18 protein-coding genes and 1 tRNA gene are annotated in these 18825 nt (G+C 41.2%); 9 read left to right on the top strand and 10 right to left on the bottom strand.

The window, feature by feature from the left end; translation table 11 throughout:
• Nucleotides 1-207 precede the first annotated feature (207 nt).
• Together FXV77_RS06300 and FXV77_RS06295 are read left to right on the top strand one after the other, a co-directional pair.
• Nucleotides 208-1752: an NAD(P)/FAD-dependent oxidoreductase gene (locus FXV77_RS06300; RefSeq protein WP_148918342.1), complete on the top strand. Its 1545-nt coding sequence runs from the start codon at nucleotides 208-210 to the stop codon at nucleotides 1750-1752.
• 57 nt (nucleotides 1753-1809) lie between these two features.
• A tRNA-Gly gene (locus FXV77_RS06295) sits at nucleotides 1810-1882 on the top strand.
• A 63-nt stretch (nucleotides 1883-1945) separates the two neighbouring features.
• On the opposite strand, the gene FXV77_RS06290 is transcribed toward FXV77_RS06295, so the two are convergent.
• Nucleotides 1946-2629 (bottom strand): energy transducer TonB, encoded by a 684-nt coding sequence (locus FXV77_RS06290; RefSeq protein WP_148918341.1) that lies wholly within the window; start codon nucleotides 2627-2629, stop codon nucleotides 1946-1948.
• A gap of 174 nt (nucleotides 2630-2803) precedes the next feature.
• On the opposite strand from FXV77_RS06290, the gene FXV77_RS06285 reads away from it, so the two are divergent.
• A complete protein-coding gene (locus FXV77_RS06285) occupies nucleotides 2804-3619 on the top strand; it encodes a hypothetical protein (protein ID WP_148918340.1) in 816 nt (271 codons plus the stop codon).
• 72 nt (nucleotides 3620-3691) lie between these two features.
• On the opposite strand, the gene sufD is transcribed toward FXV77_RS06285, so the two are convergent.
• The 3 genes from sufD to sufB are packed head-to-tail and all read right to left on the bottom strand — an operon-like array spanning nucleotide 3692 to nucleotide 7283.
• Nucleotides 3692-4996, bottom strand: coding sequence for a Fe-S cluster assembly protein SufD (sufD, locus tag FXV77_RS06280; RefSeq protein WP_246162305.1), 1305 nt, complete (start codon nucleotides 4994-4996; stop codon nucleotides 3692-3694).
• A 48-nt stretch (nucleotides 4997-5044) separates the two neighbouring features.
• Nucleotides 5045-5803: a Fe-S cluster assembly ATPase SufC gene (gene sufC, locus FXV77_RS06275; protein ID WP_148918338.1), complete on the bottom strand. Its 759-nt coding sequence runs from the start codon at nucleotides 5801-5803 to the stop codon at nucleotides 5045-5047.
• Between the two features lie 28 nt (nucleotides 5804-5831).
• Nucleotides 5832-7283, bottom strand: coding sequence for a Fe-S cluster assembly protein SufB (gene sufB / locus FXV77_RS06270; protein WP_148918337.1), 1452 nt, complete (start codon nucleotides 7281-7283; stop codon nucleotides 5832-5834).
• A gap of 331 nt (nucleotides 7284-7614) precedes the next feature.
• Between sufB and FXV77_RS06265 the strand changes: the two genes are divergently transcribed.
• Together FXV77_RS06265 and FXV77_RS06260 are read left to right on the top strand one after the other, a co-directional pair.
• Nucleotides 7615-8085 carry an Lrp/AsnC family transcriptional regulator gene (locus FXV77_RS06265; RefSeq protein WP_105715438.1) on the top strand — a complete coding sequence of 157 codons (471 nt, stop codon included), beginning with the start codon at nucleotides 7615-7617 and terminating at the stop codon, nucleotides 8083-8085.
• Nucleotides 8086-8104: 19 nt separating this feature from the next.
• Complete coding sequence (locus FXV77_RS06260) at nucleotides 8105-9181, top strand: DUF6695 family protein (RefSeq protein ID WP_148918336.1); 1077 nt, start codon at nucleotides 8105-8107, stop codon at nucleotides 9179-9181.
• Here the strand turns inward: FXV77_RS06260 and ung are convergent.
• The gene (gene ung / locus FXV77_RS06255; RefSeq protein ID WP_148918335.1) at nucleotides 9178-9849 is read right to left on the bottom strand and encodes a uracil-DNA glycosylase; all 672 of its coding nucleotides are present in this window, start codon (nucleotides 9847-9849) and stop codon (nucleotides 9178-9180) included. The two genes, FXV77_RS06260 and ung, sit on opposite strands and share 4 nt — an antisense overlap.
• Before the next feature lie 103 nt (nucleotides 9850-9952).
• Here ung and FXV77_RS06250 point away from each other — a divergent pair, with 103 nt between their 5' ends.
• Complete coding sequence (locus FXV77_RS06250; RefSeq protein ID WP_148918334.1) at nucleotides 9953-10492, top strand: tetratricopeptide repeat protein; 540 nt, start codon at nucleotides 9953-9955, stop codon at nucleotides 10490-10492.
• Between the two features lie 30 nt (nucleotides 10493-10522).
• Here the strand turns inward: FXV77_RS06250 and FXV77_RS06245 are convergent, their stop codons facing one another.
• The gene (locus FXV77_RS06245; protein ID WP_246162303.1) at nucleotides 10523-10990 is read right to left on the bottom strand and encodes a hypothetical protein; all 468 of its coding nucleotides are present in this window, start codon (nucleotides 10988-10990) and stop codon (nucleotides 10523-10525) included.
• Nucleotides 10987-11460, bottom strand: a complete 474-nt coding sequence (locus FXV77_RS06240; RefSeq protein WP_148918333.1) for a DUF4293 domain-containing protein — start codon at nucleotides 11458-11460, stop codon at nucleotides 10987-10989. Before FXV77_RS06240 ends, FXV77_RS06245 begins: the two co-directional genes overlap by 4 nt.
• A gap of 404 nt (nucleotides 11461-11864) precedes the next feature.
• On the opposite strand from FXV77_RS06240, the gene truA reads away from it, so the two are divergent.
• Complete coding sequence (gene truA / locus FXV77_RS06235) at nucleotides 11865-12632, top strand: tRNA pseudouridine(38-40) synthase TruA (protein ID WP_148918332.1); 768 nt, start codon at nucleotides 11865-11867, stop codon at nucleotides 12630-12632.
• A complete protein-coding gene (locus FXV77_RS06230) occupies nucleotides 12629-14395 on the top strand; it encodes an ABC transporter ATP-binding protein (RefSeq protein WP_148918331.1) in 1767 nt (588 codons plus the stop codon). The genes truA and FXV77_RS06230 overlap by 4 nt, the downstream gene beginning before the upstream one ends.
• On the opposite strand, the gene FXV77_RS06225 is transcribed toward FXV77_RS06230, so the two are convergent.
• Nucleotides 14396-14968 carry an outer membrane beta-barrel protein gene (locus FXV77_RS06225; RefSeq protein ID WP_148918330.1) on the bottom strand — a complete coding sequence of 191 codons (573 nt, stop codon included), beginning with the start codon at nucleotides 14966-14968 and terminating at the stop codon, nucleotides 14396-14398.
• Entirely contained in the window at nucleotides 14961-15686 is a 726-nt protein-coding gene (locus tag FXV77_RS06220; protein ID WP_148918329.1) for a hypothetical protein, read from the bottom strand. The genes FXV77_RS06225 and FXV77_RS06220 overlap by 8 nt, the downstream gene beginning before the upstream one ends.
• 220 nt (nucleotides 15687-15906) lie before the next feature.
• On the opposite strand from FXV77_RS06220, the gene FXV77_RS06215 reads away from it, so the two are divergent.
• A complete protein-coding gene (locus FXV77_RS06215; protein ID WP_148918328.1) occupies nucleotides 15907-16623 on the top strand; it encodes a hypothetical protein in 717 nt (238 codons plus the stop codon).
• Nucleotides 16624-16676: 53 nt separating this feature from the next.
• Here FXV77_RS06215 and FXV77_RS06210 read toward each other — a convergent pair whose 3' ends face one another.
• Nucleotides 16677-18794, bottom strand: coding sequence for a M3 family metallopeptidase (locus tag FXV77_RS06210; protein WP_148918327.1), 2118 nt, complete (start codon nucleotides 18792-18794; stop codon nucleotides 16677-16679).
• Between the last annotated feature and the right edge of the window lie 31 nt (nucleotides 18795-18825).

The raw sequence follows: 18825 nt of genomic DNA, 5'->3' as shown, positions 1-18825 counted from the left end.
AAGTTGTCCGAGCGTCAGCGAGTTCCTTTCTGTTTAGGAATAGAGAAGTAAAGGTAGCGGAACCTTGCAAGCCTTGACTTTTTTTGCTTCGTTTTTTGTGTCAAGACAAAAACCACGAAGTGCTCATCCATTCCATAAAAATTAGCATTAATGGATAAATGAAGGTAACTTTGTATTGTTTTTGGGATAAAAACCCAACCAGTAGATATGCAGAAAGAAATTGAAATCGCCGTATTTCCCGATCAAATCCATGACACCGACAATCTTATTGCGCTCGGAGCGGAACAATTAAAGGTAGAACACTCACGTATCCGGGGGCATCACGTCCGTAAACGCTCTATTGACGCCAGAGGCCGCAAAGTGGTATATCGTCTTCGGGTCGTTTTCTATATCGACGAGCCTCACCTTCCGGAGGTATTCACCTCCTCTATTAAGCGTGTGGATAATGCGACGCCGGTCATCATTATCGGAGCGGGGCCTGCGGGTCTGTTTGCCGCATACCGATGTTTGGAACGCGGACTTAAACCTCTCGTACTGGAACGCGGAAAACCAGTAAAGGACAGGCGACGGGATTTAGCGAAGATAAACCGGGAGGGTGTAGTGAATCCCGAGTCCAATTACTGTTTTGGCGAAGGTGGAGCGGGCACTTATTCGGACGGCAAATTGTATACACGCTCCAATAAGCGTGGCGACGTCGATAAAGTGCTGCAGATTTTTGTACAACATGGTGCACCACATGATATTTTGGTCGACGCCCGACCCCATATAGGCACAAACAAGCTTCCCCATATTATCGAAGATATGCGTAACACCATCTCGGAACATGGAGGAGAAATAAGATTCGATTGTCGGGTAGATGATATTCTCGCTGATTTCGGAAAGATAAAAGGAGTTCGCACGTCGTCAGGAGACACGATACACGCGCACCACGTCATCGTAGCTACGGGGCATTCTGCCCGTGATATCTTCCATCTTTTTCAGCGGAAAGGCTGGTTGATAGAAGCAAAGCCTTTTGCGCTAGGGGTTCGAATCGAACATCCACAGGAAATTATCGATCAAGCGCAATATCACTGTGCCATACGTCCAGAGAACCTCCCACCCGCTTATTATAGCCTGGTAGAACAGGTGAATCAACGGGGTGTTTTTTCTTTTTGTATGTGTCCAGGTGGAATTATTGCTCCATGTGCTACCGAAGATATGGAGATTGTCGTCAATGGTTGGTCTCCGTCAAAACGGAATAATCCACACGCCAACTCAGGTACTGTCATCCAGATCAATTTAGAAGATGTGCCTAATTCGTTATCTGATCCATTTGCATTGCTGCGATTTCAACAAGAGGTAGAACAACAGGCATTCCATTTAGGAGGAGGCAATCTGGTTGCTCCGGCGCAGCGCATGGTCGATTTTGTGCAACAAAAAGTATCAACAACACTTCCCGAAAACTCCTATAAGCCGGGGGCAAAAAGTGTAGATCTTAATGAAGTATTGCCCCCTTTTGTGCATCAAGCATTACGAGGTGCACTTCCTCTTTTTGGAGAGAAGATGAAGGGCTATTACACCAATGAAGCTATACTCGTGGGGGTTGAATCCCGTACATCCTCCCCCGTCCGGATCCCACGCGATAAAGAAACGATGCAACATCCGGAAATTTCCGGTCTTTATCCATGTGGAGAGGGCGCAGGTTATGCAGGCGGGATCGTCTCCGCAGCAATCGACGGGATTAATTGTGTCGATGCTATTTTGAAATATTAAAATTCAAAAAAGCTATTGACAGATATATACCGAATCGCTATCTTTGTACCACCATCAGCGAAAGTAGCTCAGTTGGTAGAGCACAACCTTGCCAAGGTTGGGGTCGCGAGTTCGAATCTCGTCTTTCGCTCTAAAGAAAAGAGGTTGTTTCCTAAACACGAAACAACCTCTTTTCTTTAGAGCCCTTTTTCCTTTACAAATTTAAGGTGATCGGATTAGACATTTTCCCGTCCCTTTCTACGACAAACTCAACTTGAACAACTCCGGAAACTCTTTTTGCTATAGCTTCTTTCGGAAATTGGTAGTTTCGAGCGACAAACATCCGCAAACGACCAAAGCCGCCAGGATATTCCGGAGTTACCATAAACCTACTAGAGTCATAGGGTGTTTCGACGCCTAATGAATCCTTTGCCACACAGGATAATAATTCCCCGTCTTCGTATACTTCCGTAAAAGTATACTTATCATGCATAAAAGTCCCTGTCCATTCGCCTACCTTTCTATGAGACTTATAATACCCTTTCTCCACATTATCATTCCGATAATCCAAAACAGCGAAGCCGTCGCCATTTTCGAGATGCGTCACACCGGAAGAGTCCTGATAGATCAGAATTAAAGGCTTTTCTATTTTCAAACTCTCCTTCTTATCGATCGATGAAGAATAAAAAAAGGCGGTTTTGATACGGCCGTTTTCATGAAAATAAAATGCCGAATCAATGAGTTCACTATTATCAGCGTAATTTTCTTCCGATTTTAGCGAACCATTTTCAAAAAATTCGTATTTCTTCCCAATGAACCGCTTGCTGCTTTTACTTTTGTAGGTACCTTTTAATTTAAGTCTATTTGTTACGATATAGGTTTCTTCAACAATAGGCACTTGATCAATAAATAAAGATGTTTTATCATAATGGTTTAATTGACTAAGCTAAAATAGCTTTTTTTTATATTATTTTTTCAAAAGAAAGGTAACAAAAGTTCTTCGCGGTGGATATTACAGTAATCCTTACAAAAATCGGATTACTTATTATTTATTCATCTAAAATTAAACGTCATGAAAAAATTAAACTATCTCGTATTATGTTTGTTGACAACAACTATATTGTTGTCTGTTATCAGCAGCTGTTCCAAAGAAGAAAATCAAAAAGAAGAGCCTATTCCCGTAACCAATCTAGCGCCGTTTACACTCCCCGAAAATGCAATCGTCGAAACCGCTGGCAACCAAATCAACTACTCCCTTCCCGATGGATACACAGGCTACGGTGTGGATGAAAAGGGAAATTTCATCCGCTTCAAGAACGGAAGCATCACCTGCACCTGCAAAAGTGGAGACGGTGGCTGTAGCCCCACTACTACGGGTGGGTCATCTGGTTGTTTAATGACGACTTGCGAAAGCTGCGATCTAAACCGTTCTGCACGAACTTCTGGATTAGATGTAATGCTCGAAGAGGTTGTCATCCTCGACATGAGTACGCCCACGAGAAAAGTGATAAGCGTCGAGGATCTAAAGGGTAAAATCATGCTTCCTCCCCAATTTGCAAAACTCGACATCATCCAAAATGAAATCGAAAAAATCGAGAAAGAAGCTGCACGTTATAGCAGTGAAAGCACCAAAATTGCGCCCATCATCCTGTATGGGTATGTCGTGATGCTCGAAGTACCGGAAGCTTACGGATTATCAACCGTGTCCTCCGCTTACTATGTATGCGAATGTACAGAGGGCACAACAGGCTCGTGTAGAAAACAACATTACGGAAGCTACATCATCTGTGAGTCGACCTGCAAAGCCTGTACAATGAGAGCCACACTTCAAGATGCGGACAAAGAATACGCCATGGAAGTATTCAACCACCGTATTTCCTTTTTATAGGAAGTAGGAAGATCAAAAAAGGCGTCTGAATTCGATTCCGACGCCTTTTTTATTATATATATGGAAAACTACTTACTTCTTTTCCAGACCTTTTTCCACTAAGTGTTCTATATATTGACGAACATTCTCGTTAGAGAAACGGGAGGTAACGTCAAAGGCAAACGCATGTACCAATAACACACGGGCTGCTTCCTCACCGATACCGCGGGCACGTAAATAAAACAATGCATCATCGTCAAACTGCCCCATTGTACAACCATGCGAGCATTTCACATCATCTGCAAAAATCTCTAACTGTGGTTTTGTATATACGGTAGACTTATCGCCAATAAGCATGTTGTTATTCTGCTGAAAGGCATTCGTTTTTTGCGCGTCCTCACGAACAAAAATCTTACCATTGAATACCGCTGTAGATTCGTCCTGCGGAATATTCTTATACCATTCGTAAGATTCGCAATGTGGTTTCATATGATCCACAATGGTGTGGTTATCGACAAACTGTTGATCCGCCGTTAGGTTAATGCCATATAAGTGTGATTCCACTTGCTCTGCATCCAGTCGTACATTGATGTTGTTCCGCACAAACGATGCTCCTGGTAAATTGCAGTTATAATTATTATAAAGACTGTACTGCTCTTGATAAACTTCCGTATGCATGATGTAATGGCTCGCTGCATCGGCTACCTGCAGATAATAGTGCTGTACTTTCGCATGCTCCTCTACCACGATTTCTGTCACTTTATTATGCACGTTCTTCGCTGCACCATCCATCGTCATAAAAGACTCAATAATTTCTACCTCCGCGTGAGGTTCTACCACTATCAGGTTACGTGTTTGGGCAAAAAACGCCTCCTCTCCCGTAGCGACATGTACGATATGGATAGGCTTGGAGATCACTTTGTTTCTAGCAACCGATAAATACACACCTGTCGTGTTCAGCGCGGTATTTAATTGCACCATGACGTTGTCCGATTTATCGGCATGCTGTGCATAGTGTTTTTCAAAGTTAGCTTCTGTGTGCGCTTCGTTAATGGATTTTACCACCAAACCAATTTCATCTTCAAGGGAAGAGAACGCTAAAACATACTGCCCGTTAACCAACACAATCCGATGGGCATCCAAGCCAGGGATATCTGCTTTGCGAGTATCCACCGTCTCTACGTCTACCGGTGTATCCAACACATAGGTTGAATTGATTAAAGGATGTATATTGGTATATTTCCACTCTTCGTTCTTAACAGTCGGAAAACCATCCTGTTGAAAACGTCCAAAAGCCTCCTGACGCAGCGTTGTCAAATGCGATGGCTCTTGTATGTCTGACTCTTGAAAAGTCGAAACCAACTGTTGATATAATGAATCTGCAACTATTGTACTCATATTCTTTTTTATCAATCCGCTATCTAAATTATCCATTGATAAATTTTATTAGGCGGTTTGCGTGTCGTATTCTTTTAGCCAATCGTAACCTTTTTCCTCCAATTCCAACGCCAGCTCTTTGGGACCTGTTTTCACAATGCGTCCGTTGTAAAGTACGTGTACGAAGTCCGGTATGATATAATCCAACAAACGTTGGTAATGTGTAATAACCACAAAAGCATTGTTTTCGGAACGTAACTGGTTTACTCCGTTTGCTACCACGCGTAAGGCATCAATATCAAGCCCTGAATCGGTTTCATCTAGGATAGCTAGCTTCGGATTCAACATGGCCAACTGGAATATCTCGTTACGTTTCTTCTCACCACCCGAAAAACCTTCGTTCAACGAACGATTGGCAAGATTGGCGGAGAAATCTACCAGTTTTTGCTTCTCTTTCACCAATTGCAAAAACTCTTTTGCTTCCATTGGTGGCATGCCTTTGTATTCCCGAATATCGTTTACAGCCGTTTTCAAAAAATTGATATTGGACACACCGGGGATTTCGACCGGATATTGAAAAGCCAAGAAAAGACCTTCCCGAGCACGATCTTCCGGAGCCAAATCCAATAAATCAACGCCCTCCAACAATGCTGAGCCTTCCGTAACCTCATAGGCATCACGACCAGCCAATACATTACCTAATGTACTTTTTCCAGCACCATTAGGTCCCATAATCGCGTGAATTTCTCCCGCTTTAACCTCTAAGTCTAATCCCTTTAATATTTGTTTGCCTTCAACAGACGCATGTAAATTCTTAACTGATAACATTTTTTTTAATTTGGAAATTTGAAAATTACTATCCTACCGATCCTTCCAAAGAAATCGCCAATAGTTTTTGTGCTTCTACGGCAAACTCCATCGGTAGCTGATTCAGTACTTCTTTGGCATAACCGTTAACAATTAAACCAACCGCCTTCTCTGGGTCTATTCCTCGCTGGTTTAAGTAGAAAACCTGGTCTTCACCTATCTTTGATGTTGTTGCCTCGTGCTCCAGCATCGCTGTGCGGTTTTTGTTTTCTATGTAAGGGAATGTGTGCGCGCCACAACGATCTCCGATCAATAAAGAATCACATTGGGTAAAATTCCTTGCTTTATCCGCATTCGGACCAATTTTCACCAACCCTCTATAACTGTTATGGCTTAAACCTGCAGAAATACCTTTCGATACAATTTTAGAACGCGTGTTTTTTCCAAGATGCACCATTTTCGTTCCCGTATCAGCAATCTGTTTATTCCGCGTCATAGCGACAGAATAAAATTCTCCGACAGAATTATCACCTTTCAGAATAACACCAGGATATTTCCATGTAATAGCGGAACCTGTTTCCACTTGTGTCCACGAAATCTTCGCATTGTCACCTTTGCATATACCGCGTTTCGTCACAAAGTTATATATACCACCTTTACCATCTTTATCTCCCGGATACCAGTTTTGCACCGTTGAATATTTAATTTCCGCATCACGCTCGGCAATCAGCTCAACCACTGCGGCATGTAATTGGTTCTCATCACGCATCGGCGCTGTACAGCCCTCCAGATAGGACACATACGAACCTTCTTCCGCAACAATCAACGTACGCTCAAACTGTCCGGTGTTTTCCGCATTTATACGAAAATAGGTGGAGAGCTCCATCGGACATCTCACGCCTTTCGGAATGTATACGAAAGAACCGTCCGAAAATACAGCCGAATTTAATGCGGCATAAATATTATCTGTTTGGGGCACAACTGTACCTAGATATTTTTTAACCAAATCCGGATGTTCTTGCACTGCCTCTCCAAAGGAACAAAAAATAACACCTTGCTCTTGCAGTTTCTCCCGAAACGTTGTTTTGACAGAGACAGAATCGAACACTGCATCCACAGCTACCACCCCGGCAAGTATTTTCTGCTCGTCCAACGGGATGCCCAATTTTTCGAATGTCGAAAGTAATTCCGGATCGACCTCATCCAGACTCTCCAGTTGCTTTTTGGGTTTTGGTGCGGCGTAATACGAAATATCCTGAAAATCAACATCCGGATTCTCAAAGTTTTGCCATGTAGGCATCTTCATCGTCAGAAAATGACGTAATGCCTTCAAACGCCATTCCAGCAACCACTCAGGCTCATTTTTCTTTGCGGAAATAAAACGAACGGTATCTTCGCTTAGCCCTTTAGCGGCTATCTCCATTTCAATATCCGTCGTGAACCCGTATTTATATTCTTCGAGCTCCAGCTCTTTTAGTAATTCATCGTCTTTGGTACTCATTTCTTTACCCCTTTTTTAATTCGGCGATTCCTACCTTATTTTGGACTACAAAGATACGATTAAAAGACGACATACACTAAGCTAACGCCTATTCTAACCTACTTTTTAGCAAAAAATGTGACAAACGTCATTTTTATGCATTTAAATGCCTCTCACGCCAGAATTTTTGACATTAACATGATTTGAGATAATATTTAGCAATATCAAAAAGAAAAGAAAATAAATTTTATCTATAACAAATATACCGTTAGAAAGTTTTTTGCCCACCAAATAATATTCCGTACATTTACTTTTCGTAAAATTATAGTATCTACGTTAGCTGATTTTAGAAATGCCATATCAACCAGACAAGACGGACTTAAAAATCTTGAAACTTTTGCAAGAAAACGGGCGAATAACCAACTTGCAGTTAGCTTCCAACATTGGACTATCACCTGCTCCTACATTGGAGCGTGTGCGCAAATTAGAAAACTCGGGATTTATCAAAAGTTATCACGCGTTTGTAGATGAAGAAAAATTAGGACTGGGCATCAAATCGTTCATCCAAATATCGTTAGACTTTCATACACATAATGCTATCCCCGAATTTGTAGAAGCGGTCAAAACCATTCCAGAAGTAACCGAATGTCATCACGTGACAGGCAATTGCGACTTTATGCTAAAGGTCTATGTGAAGGATATCAAGGCATATGAAGCGGTCATTATGGAAAAAATTTCGAAAATCCCGTTTGTCAAAACCTTTCAGACCATGATGATCATGTCGACCAGCAAAAAGGAACCCATCATCCCGTTAGAATATTAACCTAAAAAAGAGGAATTGCATGCAATCAAGTATAACGTATAATGATATTGCCCTTATTTTAACATGGCCTGATGCCACCATCCGCGGAGATGAAAAATGGATGATGTTTTTTAAGAAAATCGGTATCGTAAAAAACTTGAATTTTAAAGTAGGCCATACAGGTATTGTTATAATTAAGCGAGAAACGGGCGAGATGCTCTTCTATGATTTCGGACGTTATATCACACCAAGGGGATATGGTCGGGCGCGGTCCAAATTTTCCGATCCTCGCCTAGAGATAAAGCTCAAGGCAAAATTTAAAAACAATAATATTATCAACCTCGAAGAAATTGTAGAACAGTTCGAGGCATTGAAACCCGCCATGTACGGAGACGGTATTCTTTATTTTTCCATCGCCCATCACATCAACTTCGAGTTTGCAAAAGCATATGGAGACGACTGCGTCCATCAGGGGACTTTTCCATACGGTGCTGTGGCCCGCAACAACAACAATTGTTCACGCTTTATTGCCCGTATGCTAATTCGCTCGTCCAAACAGTATACCTGGCGGCACAGCATTAATTTTCCAGAAACGATTAAAGCCAGCCCCATTAGCAATGTAGTGAATGCAGTCCCAAACCGCATGATTTATTCATTCTCGCCCGAACAAGGGTTAAAACACTTTAGAATGAACCGCTGGCAGTCTTTTGGTTTTTTGTTAAAGAAACTAGGCGACAATGTGATGCAGACAAAAGCAGACCTTTTGCCCAACGACTTGATCATCGGTTGCATGAACTTCAATTCAAAACCGATTGCTGTACCAAAGGATGCGCAATATCTGGGTGGTGTAGGTGATGGTGCCTGGTTCAGTATACAGCCTGCTCCAGAAGACCAAGTCATTATTAAGCGGTTTACGACAAAAGGAGAATTAGAGTATGTCATTCTCGGTGAAGCAATGGAGCCTTTCGATTTATCACAACCTTTTGAGATTACGTACGACAGTCATCTCCTCTTTACCCATATCAAACAGCATGGAAGAAAGATACGTATCCACCATGTACAACGTCTGGCGAATCAAGAATATCAATTTAGTGCACTAAAAGAACGCTTCGCCTAAATTTGCCAATCGATAGGTTGCCTGCCCTTGGACTGTAAATAGGCATTGGCTTGAGAGAAATGCTTACAGCCGAAGAATCCTCGATGCGCCGACAGCGGCGATGGATGAACAGCTTTTAGTATCAGGTGTTTTTTTGGATCAATCAGCATGGATTTCTTTTGCGCATAACTCCCCCATAGCATAAAGACGACATTTTCCAACTTTTGGGATACTAAGTGGATAACCTGATCGGTAAATTCTTCCCAGCCCCTTCTTTGATGGGAGGCTGCTTGATGTGCGCGCACCGTAAGCGTTGCATTTAGCAGTAATACCCCTTGTTCAGCCCACTTCGTTAAGTCACCCGAAGTTGGGTATTGAAAACCCGAAATATCAGATACGAGCTCCGTATAGATATTTTTCAATGAAGGCGGTAATGCCATGCCTTTTGGAACGGAAAATGATAATCCATGTGCTTGTCCATCGTTGTGGTAGGGATCTTGGCCTAATATGACAACCTTAATATTGTCAAAAGGTGTTAGTCTAAATGCATTTAACACGAGGGTCTCAGGTGGAAAGACCTGCGCTTGTCTTCGCTCGTGTTGCACAAACGCTGACAGGCTACGCATATAGTCCTGCCTGAATAAGGGTTTTAAAATGGGCTCCCAACTGGAATCATAACGTTCTGCCATATACAAACCTAAATAAATTTTACAATTTTATCACGCAAACAAGTTGGATAAGCTCCAAAATAACCGGATATTTGCAGATAGTTTAAATTACGCAGATAAATATATGTCAAATATCGTTCGTATTATTCTTAGTAGCTTTCTTTTAATCGGGACAGTAGTACTATTTTGGTTTGGTCATTGGGGATGGGGTATCTTAGGAATTCTTATTACCATTCTGGCTTGGGTTACTGTTTTCTTCAACGAGAATATGCTCATTGCACAATGGTATCTTAGAAAGGAAAACATGGCCAAAGCGGAACAATGGCTGAGGAACATCAAGAATTACGAGAAACAACTTATCAGCGCACAACATGGATATTATCACATGTTATTGGGCATTCTAGAGTCTCAACGTGCACCTCTACAATCGGAAAAATACTTTAAGAAGGCTTTGACATTAGGCTTACACATGAGCCATAATATTGCCTTGGCAAAATTAAGCCTAGCAGGTGTGGCCATGGCAAAACGCAATAAACGCGAAGCAGAAAAACTTTTGGCGGAAGCAAAAAAAGCCGACAAAAATAAACTACTTGCCGATCAGATTAAAATGATGAAAAACCAGATGGGTCTAATGGACAAACAACAATTTAGGTATTCCAGATAGTTTATCACGAACAAAAATAAAAGAGGTTGACTAATGTAAGTCAACCTCTTGTGTTATAAACTTTCCTTCCTCGGTACTCTCTTCAAACACCAGTAATATTTTTGATGCTTTCTTTCCCTGCCAATCGCCAACATGTATAGTTAAAGGTACGGGTTCATCTTCTTCCAATAAATAATGTAAATAGTTTTGTCTATCGGCTAATTGCACCAGTACCCGTCCCATCTTTATCGTTGTAAAGAGATGACTATTGCCTTCACTATCCACAATTTGTGTGGCAAAAGTATTCAGCTTAAATTCCCGAGGATCCATTTGGTAGGAAATGAGAAACAGCTCAATGGACAGTGTATCACCGTTAGCGATGGTTTTCACAGACTTTACATCGGCTTGGATGTCATCCGTTATATTTTTCGCACCCTCCTCCCCTTGTTCCTGTGCCAAAAGTTCACCGGAAACGAATATAAATAAAGGCAAAAAAAGGAAATATGTCCAGTTTTTCATCGCAAACGGTCCGCTGATTTTATCAATTTCTCATCCTTACGGATACCTCCGATAGCCATTCCAAGAAAAATTATAGCAACAGGCAAAAGGAAAAAACCTACGCCAATATTACCGGCTTGCAGCTTTTGGCTGATAACATCTAAGGCCGTATGTGCTGTACTCCACATCCATATTCCCAACAGCACGACCAATACAATCTCCACGATAATAAAAAGAACTTGCCTCTTACGGTTTTTGTACTGAAAAACAATTAACAATGGCGCAATAGTCACGATTCCCGCGTAAATTGCCAACAGGATAGAGCTGGATTCCCGCACGGAATCATTATTATTGGCGGAATATATTCCCGTTACATAGATTTGCTTTCCAAGCCCCACCAAGTCAATAAAGCTCACAAAAGGAAAAACAAAAAGCCCCAATAAGATAACAGAGGCAACTAACAACCATAATGTTTGAATACGTTGAATCATAACTAAACTTTCTTCTAGTTTAACAAAGATAGTTTTATCTTCTTTTTTCCCGTAAAAAAGAAGCAAAAAACTCGCCACTTAAAAATTTTGATGGAGTGGACAGTGCGCCCAACAGAATGATACATATTTCAAAATTTTTGATGTGGCATTAGATGTTAAGGAGTGGACGGTGCATTGCGTGAATAAAATAATCAAAATCACTTTGCGATTACGCGTGCTAAAACGACCTCGTCTTTTTTTGCGGCCATGTTGACGAAGATTATTCCGTTAAAAACAGAATGTTGTCTGAACGAAGTGAGTTTCATTCTGTTTAGGAATAGACAAGTCAAGATAGCAAAAACAGACAAGTCTTGATTTTTTGTTTCTTTTTCATCAAGGAAAAAGAAAAGAAGTAACTTTGTCAAGTGGAAGATACATTACAACGTTTTTTTCTAGAAATTGCCTATGATGGAACAGCATACCATGGCTGGCAAGTACAGGAAAATGCAATTTCGGTACAGCAGAAGCTTCATGAAGCACTCCAGAAAATCTTACGTTACCCGGTAGAAACCATCGGTGCAGGCCGGACCGACACAGGGGTCCATGCGAAACAATTGTTTGTCCATCTGGATATATTAGCGGACAGTATAAAAGATAAGGCCCGTTTTCTGCACTCGCTAAATGCGCTACTTCCGCACGACATCGCGGTATACCGTATTCTTCCCGTGGATCAAGGTGCACATGCCCGTTTCGATGCAACGGAAAGAGCCTATGAATATCATGTCCATTTTTGTAAAAATCCTTTTTTACTACATAAATCCTGGCAACTGCGGGAAATCCCCGACGTAGCGATCATGAATAACGCTGCGGCGTTTTTGGTGGGCACCCAGGATTTCGGTTGTTTTTCAAAAAGCCATACGCAAGTGTATACCAATATATGCTCCGTACTACAGGCATATTGGCAAGAAACGGATGAGGGGCTCGTTTTTCATATTACTGCCAACCGATTTCTGCGGAATATGGTTCGCGCTATCGTAGGAACCTTATTGGATATCGGATTAAAGAAGAAAGCACCGGAATCCATACTAGACATCATCGGCAGCAAAGACCGATCAAAGGCGGGCACCTCGGTGCCAGCGCACGGTCTATATTTAACAAAAGTTGTTTATCCTTATATTGACAAAGCATTTTGAGCGAACAAAAAATAACAGGAAAGACCTACGACACTAAACTCCTTCGGAGAATGGCCCGCTACATGGGCCCCTATAAAGGTATATTCTGGGTTTCCGTCGTATTAACTATTTTATTGGCCGCGGTAGCCCCCGCGCTTCCCATGTTAGTGGAGTATACCTTGGATAAATATATTCTAAAAACCGATGCTTCGGGACTTACCTGGATGCTTATTGCCATGATAGCGCTGCTTATCGTACAGACGGTAATCCGATATTATCATACCTTAGCAACGAACGTGTTAGGTCAAAATGTTATTCGCGATATCCGTATACAAGTATTTAACCATATCATTAATTTACGATTAAAATATTTTGATAATACAGCTATCGGGAAATTGATCACACGTACCATTTCCGATTTAGAAACAATATCCAATATTTTCTCCCAAGGGCTCATCCAAATTATCGGCGATCTGCTACAACTTCTTTTCATCTTCGGAGTTATGTTTTATACCGATTGGGAATTGACCCTAATCGTGCTCATTCCGATGCCCCTCTTAATATGGGCCACTTATATATTTAAGGAATCGATGAAATCGGCTTTCGTAGACGTACGTACTTGGGTATCCAATCTCAATACTTTCTTACAGGAGCACATCAGCGGCATGGCTATTATACAGTATTTCGCACGGGAAAAACAGGAAATGGAGAAGTTTAAGACAGCCAATAGAAACCATCGAGATGCACATATTCGGGCGAATTGGTATTTCTCGATCTTTTTTCCTGTTCTGGAAATTATCCTCGCTATCGCTATCGGTCTTTTGGTGTGGTATGGATCAAAACAGATTCTTGCCAATACGATCTCTCCGGGGGTGGTCGTTGCGTTTCTGATGTATATCAATATGATTTTCCGACCTATTCGAGAGTTGATTGATAAATTCAACACCCTGCAAATGGGGATGGTTTCTGCAGAACGGGTCTTTGATGTGTTGGATACGAACGAATTTACACCAGACCATGGAACTTTTTCACCAGATAGCATTGTAGGTGAAATTGAGTTTGATAACGTGTGGTTTGCGTATAATGAAGAAAAGTGGGTATTGAAAGATGTCAGTTTCTACGTCCGACCTGGGGAAACACTAGCTTTAGTTGGAGCCACGGGTGCCGGAAAATCTTCTACAATTAATATACTGAGTCGTTTCTATGAAATACAGCAGGGTCGTATTTTATTAGATGGCAAAGATATACGACAATATAAACTCCATTCGCTCCGTCAACACATAGCCACTGTTTTACAGGATGTTTTCTTATTTTCCGATACCATTTTCAATAACATCACCCTGTATAATCCGGATATTACCGAGGAAGAAGTCATAGAAGCGGCTAAAAAAGTGGGAGCATACGAATTTATCATGCGATTGCCAGGAGGTTTTGATTATCAAGTACAGGAACGAGGTGCCACGTTATCTTCGGGACAGGCACAGTTAATTTCTTTTATTCGAGCATTGGTACATGATCCCGCTATATTAATACTGGATGAAGCGACGTCATCTATAGACACGGAAACCGAAATGCTCATCCAGACCGCTATCGAAAATATGATGGTCGGCAGAACGGCTATCGTCATCGCACACCGCTTGTCCACCATTCAAAAAGCAGATAAAATTATCGTATTCGATAAAGGGGAAATCAAGGAAATCGGCACGCATAGGGAGCTACTCACCATCGAGGACGGCTATTACAAAAAGCTCTATGACTTACAGTTTAATTCTTTAGGGATATAATCAGAAAATATCCCACCTCACACCGGCTTGATATTGCTGAATCGTAGTGGTCCAGCTACGGTATACATTGGTTGACCGTTCAAATCCGCGATAACGAAAATAGAATTTACCCAGCTCCAGCCCGACCGTATATCCTAGCCGGGTTCCTTCTTTAAAAGCATATTCATTATTGTTTAGACGGTACTTGTCTTCATTCAGAAGCGAGTTGAACTCTATACCTCCCAGCAGCGCAAATCCCGATGTAACATCCAGCCTAAACAACACGGGTAGATCAAAAAAATGAAGAGTTTTGTTTCCTTTATCAATACCGTTGGTTTCATGGACGGTTTCCGAATTTGCCCGCACACGGGTTACGTCGAAGGTCGGTTCTACTTGAATGGCCATATTCGGGCGAAAATGATAGCTTACTGCCGCCCCAACCTGAAAACCTAGACGTTTCGATGAGCGAAAAGAAAGTGCATCTGCGCCCGATAAATTTCCGCCTAATTTTACCCCAAGACCGATTTGTGAAAAACTCTGATTCCCTATGGTTAGAAACAGTAATATTAAAAGAAGACGAAAAAGATTATTCATGATTTGGCATTATATTATATATCGGTGCATTTTTGTTTCCCCGTTTACGCTTATAGATATGGATATTTCGAGGAAATAGAAAAATGAGTAAAAACAATGTCGTAATACCCGCTTCCAATACCTCAGCATTTTTACCCGAAGGGATTAACAAAATCGACATGAAAAGCAACAGACACGCGATAATTTGATACGGTTGGGCTATAGGGATTCCGAAGCGATCAATCAATTTTTTAAATCCATGCTTTTTACGATAAAGAATAGGAAAAACTAAAAGATAAACACCCAAAACAACAGTCAAGAGCTGGGAAAAAATAATCTTGTTCACTTTCTTTCCACTCACGACCATATTATGTAGATTCGTTTCTCCTTGCGCATTATTGTCTTTAAAGAATTCGGGACTTTCCACGTTGAATAAGCGTTGACCCCAGCTGATTTCTTCTCCTGCCACAAATAAAGAAAAAACCGCAATCAAAACCAAGACACTTCGAAAGTGCCACGTCTTATCCCTGCTCACCGTAAAGAATAGGTAGAGGGAATATCCAACCGCACCCAACAGCGGAACAATGGTCCAATTTTCGACAAAACCATCTTCCACAGCATATACATTCTCGTACCAATTAATATCAATATTGGCAATAACTACTCCAGAAGCAATTAACGTCGCTGTAAAAATTAAAAGAAAAATCTCTAACGTAGTTAAGTTTGTGGGTTTCAACATACACAAAGGTATGTAAACATGACATTCTCACCTATTGACTAATGTAAATAAAAAGTCAATAAATCAACAAAAATATCACTTTACATCATAATAGACACATCTATAAGAAAGTAAACAACACAGAAATGTCAAAAACAAAAACTGACTTATTGATTAATAAAGTCAATACGTACATTTACAAAACCAACTTTAATAATCATATAAAATAAATTCACATACAATGATACCGCTAAAAACAACTCCGATTATACGTCAAGGTGTTCGCTTCTTTATTTATGCTTTATCCGCTTTCTTGATAGCGGAACTTATACGATTCGATGCTCAGACAGGCTCTATAGACACGAAGTTTTCAGAAAATTCCTATACCGAATATATGCAGAGTATTTTTTTGCTCATATCGAGTATTTTGCTTTTTGTTATCTATAGGCGACCCCAACCAAGATCCTATCTTGCCCTTTTACTTTTTGCTTTTACCAGCGTATCCTTCATTCGCGAACAGGATGTCTACTTTGAAAATTTAATTGGTCAAACGTCTTGGTTTATACCTGTTCTGGCGATCCTAATCTCAACATTGTATCTCGTTATCCGAAATTGGAAGACTTTTGTTGTGCAGCTTAATCGCTACCGGCATACCTTTTCAGCCGGTCTGCTTACATCCGGTATTATCACCACGTATATATTTTCCCGATTATTTGGCCGTAGGATATTCTGGGAAGCTGTAATGGAAGGACATTATTTCCGAGGGGTGAAAAATGCTGCTGAAGAATGCCTAGAGCTCTACGGTTATTTGTTTATTTTAATTGCCGTTATGGAGTTTTTCATCGCGGAGCGGAAATTACGGAAAGACGATATAACTATCCCCAATACAGCTGTAAAAAACAATATTATACCCTACATACAGGAGCACAATAATCACAAAGAGCCGCTACCATATTAGTTAGCGGCTCTAAGAGAAACTTTTTTATAGAAATCGGCGAATATATCGGCCCGCTAATTCAATCCACGTTTTTTCATCAAATAAACCGGATCAGGGTCTTTACGTCTAAATTGTCTGTACATTTCGGCCGGGTTACCTGTACCGCCTTTTTCCAAGATATGCTCACGGAAAGAAGTAGCTGTAGCCTGGTCGAATAGCCCATTTTCTTTGAACGCTGCAAAAGCATCGGAATCCAATACTTCTGCCCAAATATAGGCATAGTAACCTGCAGAATATCCACCAGAGAAAATATGCTGGAAGTATGTACTTCTGTAGCGCGGAATAATGGCATCAATTAATCCAATTTTTTGCATACCGGCTGCTTCAAACGCATTCACATCGCCCTCGATAGGCTTTGTAGTCGCGTGATAATCTAGATCTAACAAAGAAGCTGCAACATATTCCACTGTTGCAAATCCCTGATCAAAGGTTCCGGCCTGTTCCATTTTTTCAATCAACGGATCTGGAATAGCTTCCCCAGTTTTAAAATGTTTGGCATACGTTTTCAATACCTCCGGATCTGCAGCCCAGTTTTCCATCACCTGCGAGGGTAGTTCTACGAAGTCGCGCGATACGGCCGTACCCGCTAAACTGCGGTATTTTACATTCGATAACAGCCCATGCAAAGCATGTCCAAACTCATGGAATAGCGTAGTGGCTTCATCAAATGTTAATAAAGCAGGCTCATCTCCCACAGGCTTGGTAAAGTTGCAAACAATAGAAATAACGGGAGCTACACGCTCTCCATCTTTTGTACTTTGTGAACGGTAGGACGTCATCCAGGCACCACCTCTTTTCGATTCTCTCGGAAAGAAATCAGCATAAAGTAAGCCTAAATGCTCGTCATCTCTATCTTTTACTTCATATACCTCCACTTCCTCGTGGTAAGTAGGCACGTTACTTAATGCTACAAAACTTAATCCGTACAATTTATTGGCGGTATCAAAAGCACCTTGTCGTACTGCTGCTAAACTGAAATAAGGCTTAATTTCTTCTTCGTTCAACGCATATTTTGCTTTACGGATTTTTTCTTGGTAATATCTCCAGTCATATGGTGCTACTTGAAAATCTCCTCCCGCGGCTTCAATTTCCTTTTGAATGTCGGCTGCTTCAGCTTTTGCTTTTTCTAATGCAGGTGTCCATATTTTATTCAACAAAGCATACACGTTTGTCGGATTTTCTGCCATCGCTTCTTCCAATACATACGCAGCGTGCGAACTATAACCCAATAATTTTGCTTTCTCTAAACGAAGATTTGCCGTTTTAAGCAGGATTTCTTTATTGTCATTATCGTTGCCGTTGTTTCCACGCATTTGGTAGGCATTCCAAATTTCTTTACGCAACTCACGGTTTTCGGCATACTGTAAGAAAGGCATCACCGATGGGTTCTGAAGCGTAAAAACCCATTTTCCTTCTTTCCCCTTGGTTTTAGCTTCATCAGCGGCAGCTTGTTTTAAAGCCGTAGGAAGTCCAGCTAAGTCTTCTTCATTATCCACGACCAATTCGTACGCATTGGTCTCTGCCAACAGATTTTGTCCGAAGTCATTCGTTAACACGGATAATTCGGAATTGATCTTCTTCAGCTTCTCTTTATCACTTTCCGAAAGATTTGCACCGGCGCGGACAAATCCTTTATAGGTTTCTTCCAATAACTTGGCATCTTCTGCATTTAACTGTAAAGAGTCGCGGCTATCATATACGTTCTTCACACGTGCAAAAAGCTTTTCGTTTAAGGAAATCTCGTCGCCATGTGCGGACAATACCGGAGCCATATCTTTCGCGATCGCCTGAATAGAATCATTGGTGTTCGCCGAATTTAGATTAAAGAATATACGCGAAACATTTCCCAATACACTCCCGGCATTTTCCAATGCGACGATGGTGTTTTCAAAAGTAGGATCGTCTGCGGTGTTTATAATCGTATCAATTTCTTCGTTGTGCTGCGTTAAAGCAGCCCTGAATGCGGGTCGAAAATGTTCATCCTTAATTTTGTCGAATGGCGGAACTTGGAATGGTGTATCATAAGTCGACAGTAATGGATTGTTTTCATCTTGGATGTTGTCCGCCTCTTGGCAACCCACGACTACTGCTGCAACGACGATACAAAATGGTAAGAGTTTTAATTTATTCATTCGTGTTGTTTAGTTTTTTAGCAAAGATAGG

The sequence above is a fragment of the Sphingobacterium phlebotomi genome (genome assembly GCF_008180195.1).
Lineage (GTDB): Bacteria > Bacteroidota > Bacteroidia > Sphingobacteriales > Sphingobacteriaceae > Sphingobacterium > Sphingobacterium phlebotomi.
Note: the sequence above shows the minus strand (reverse complement) of the source record. Positions and strands in the feature narration are given on the sequence as shown.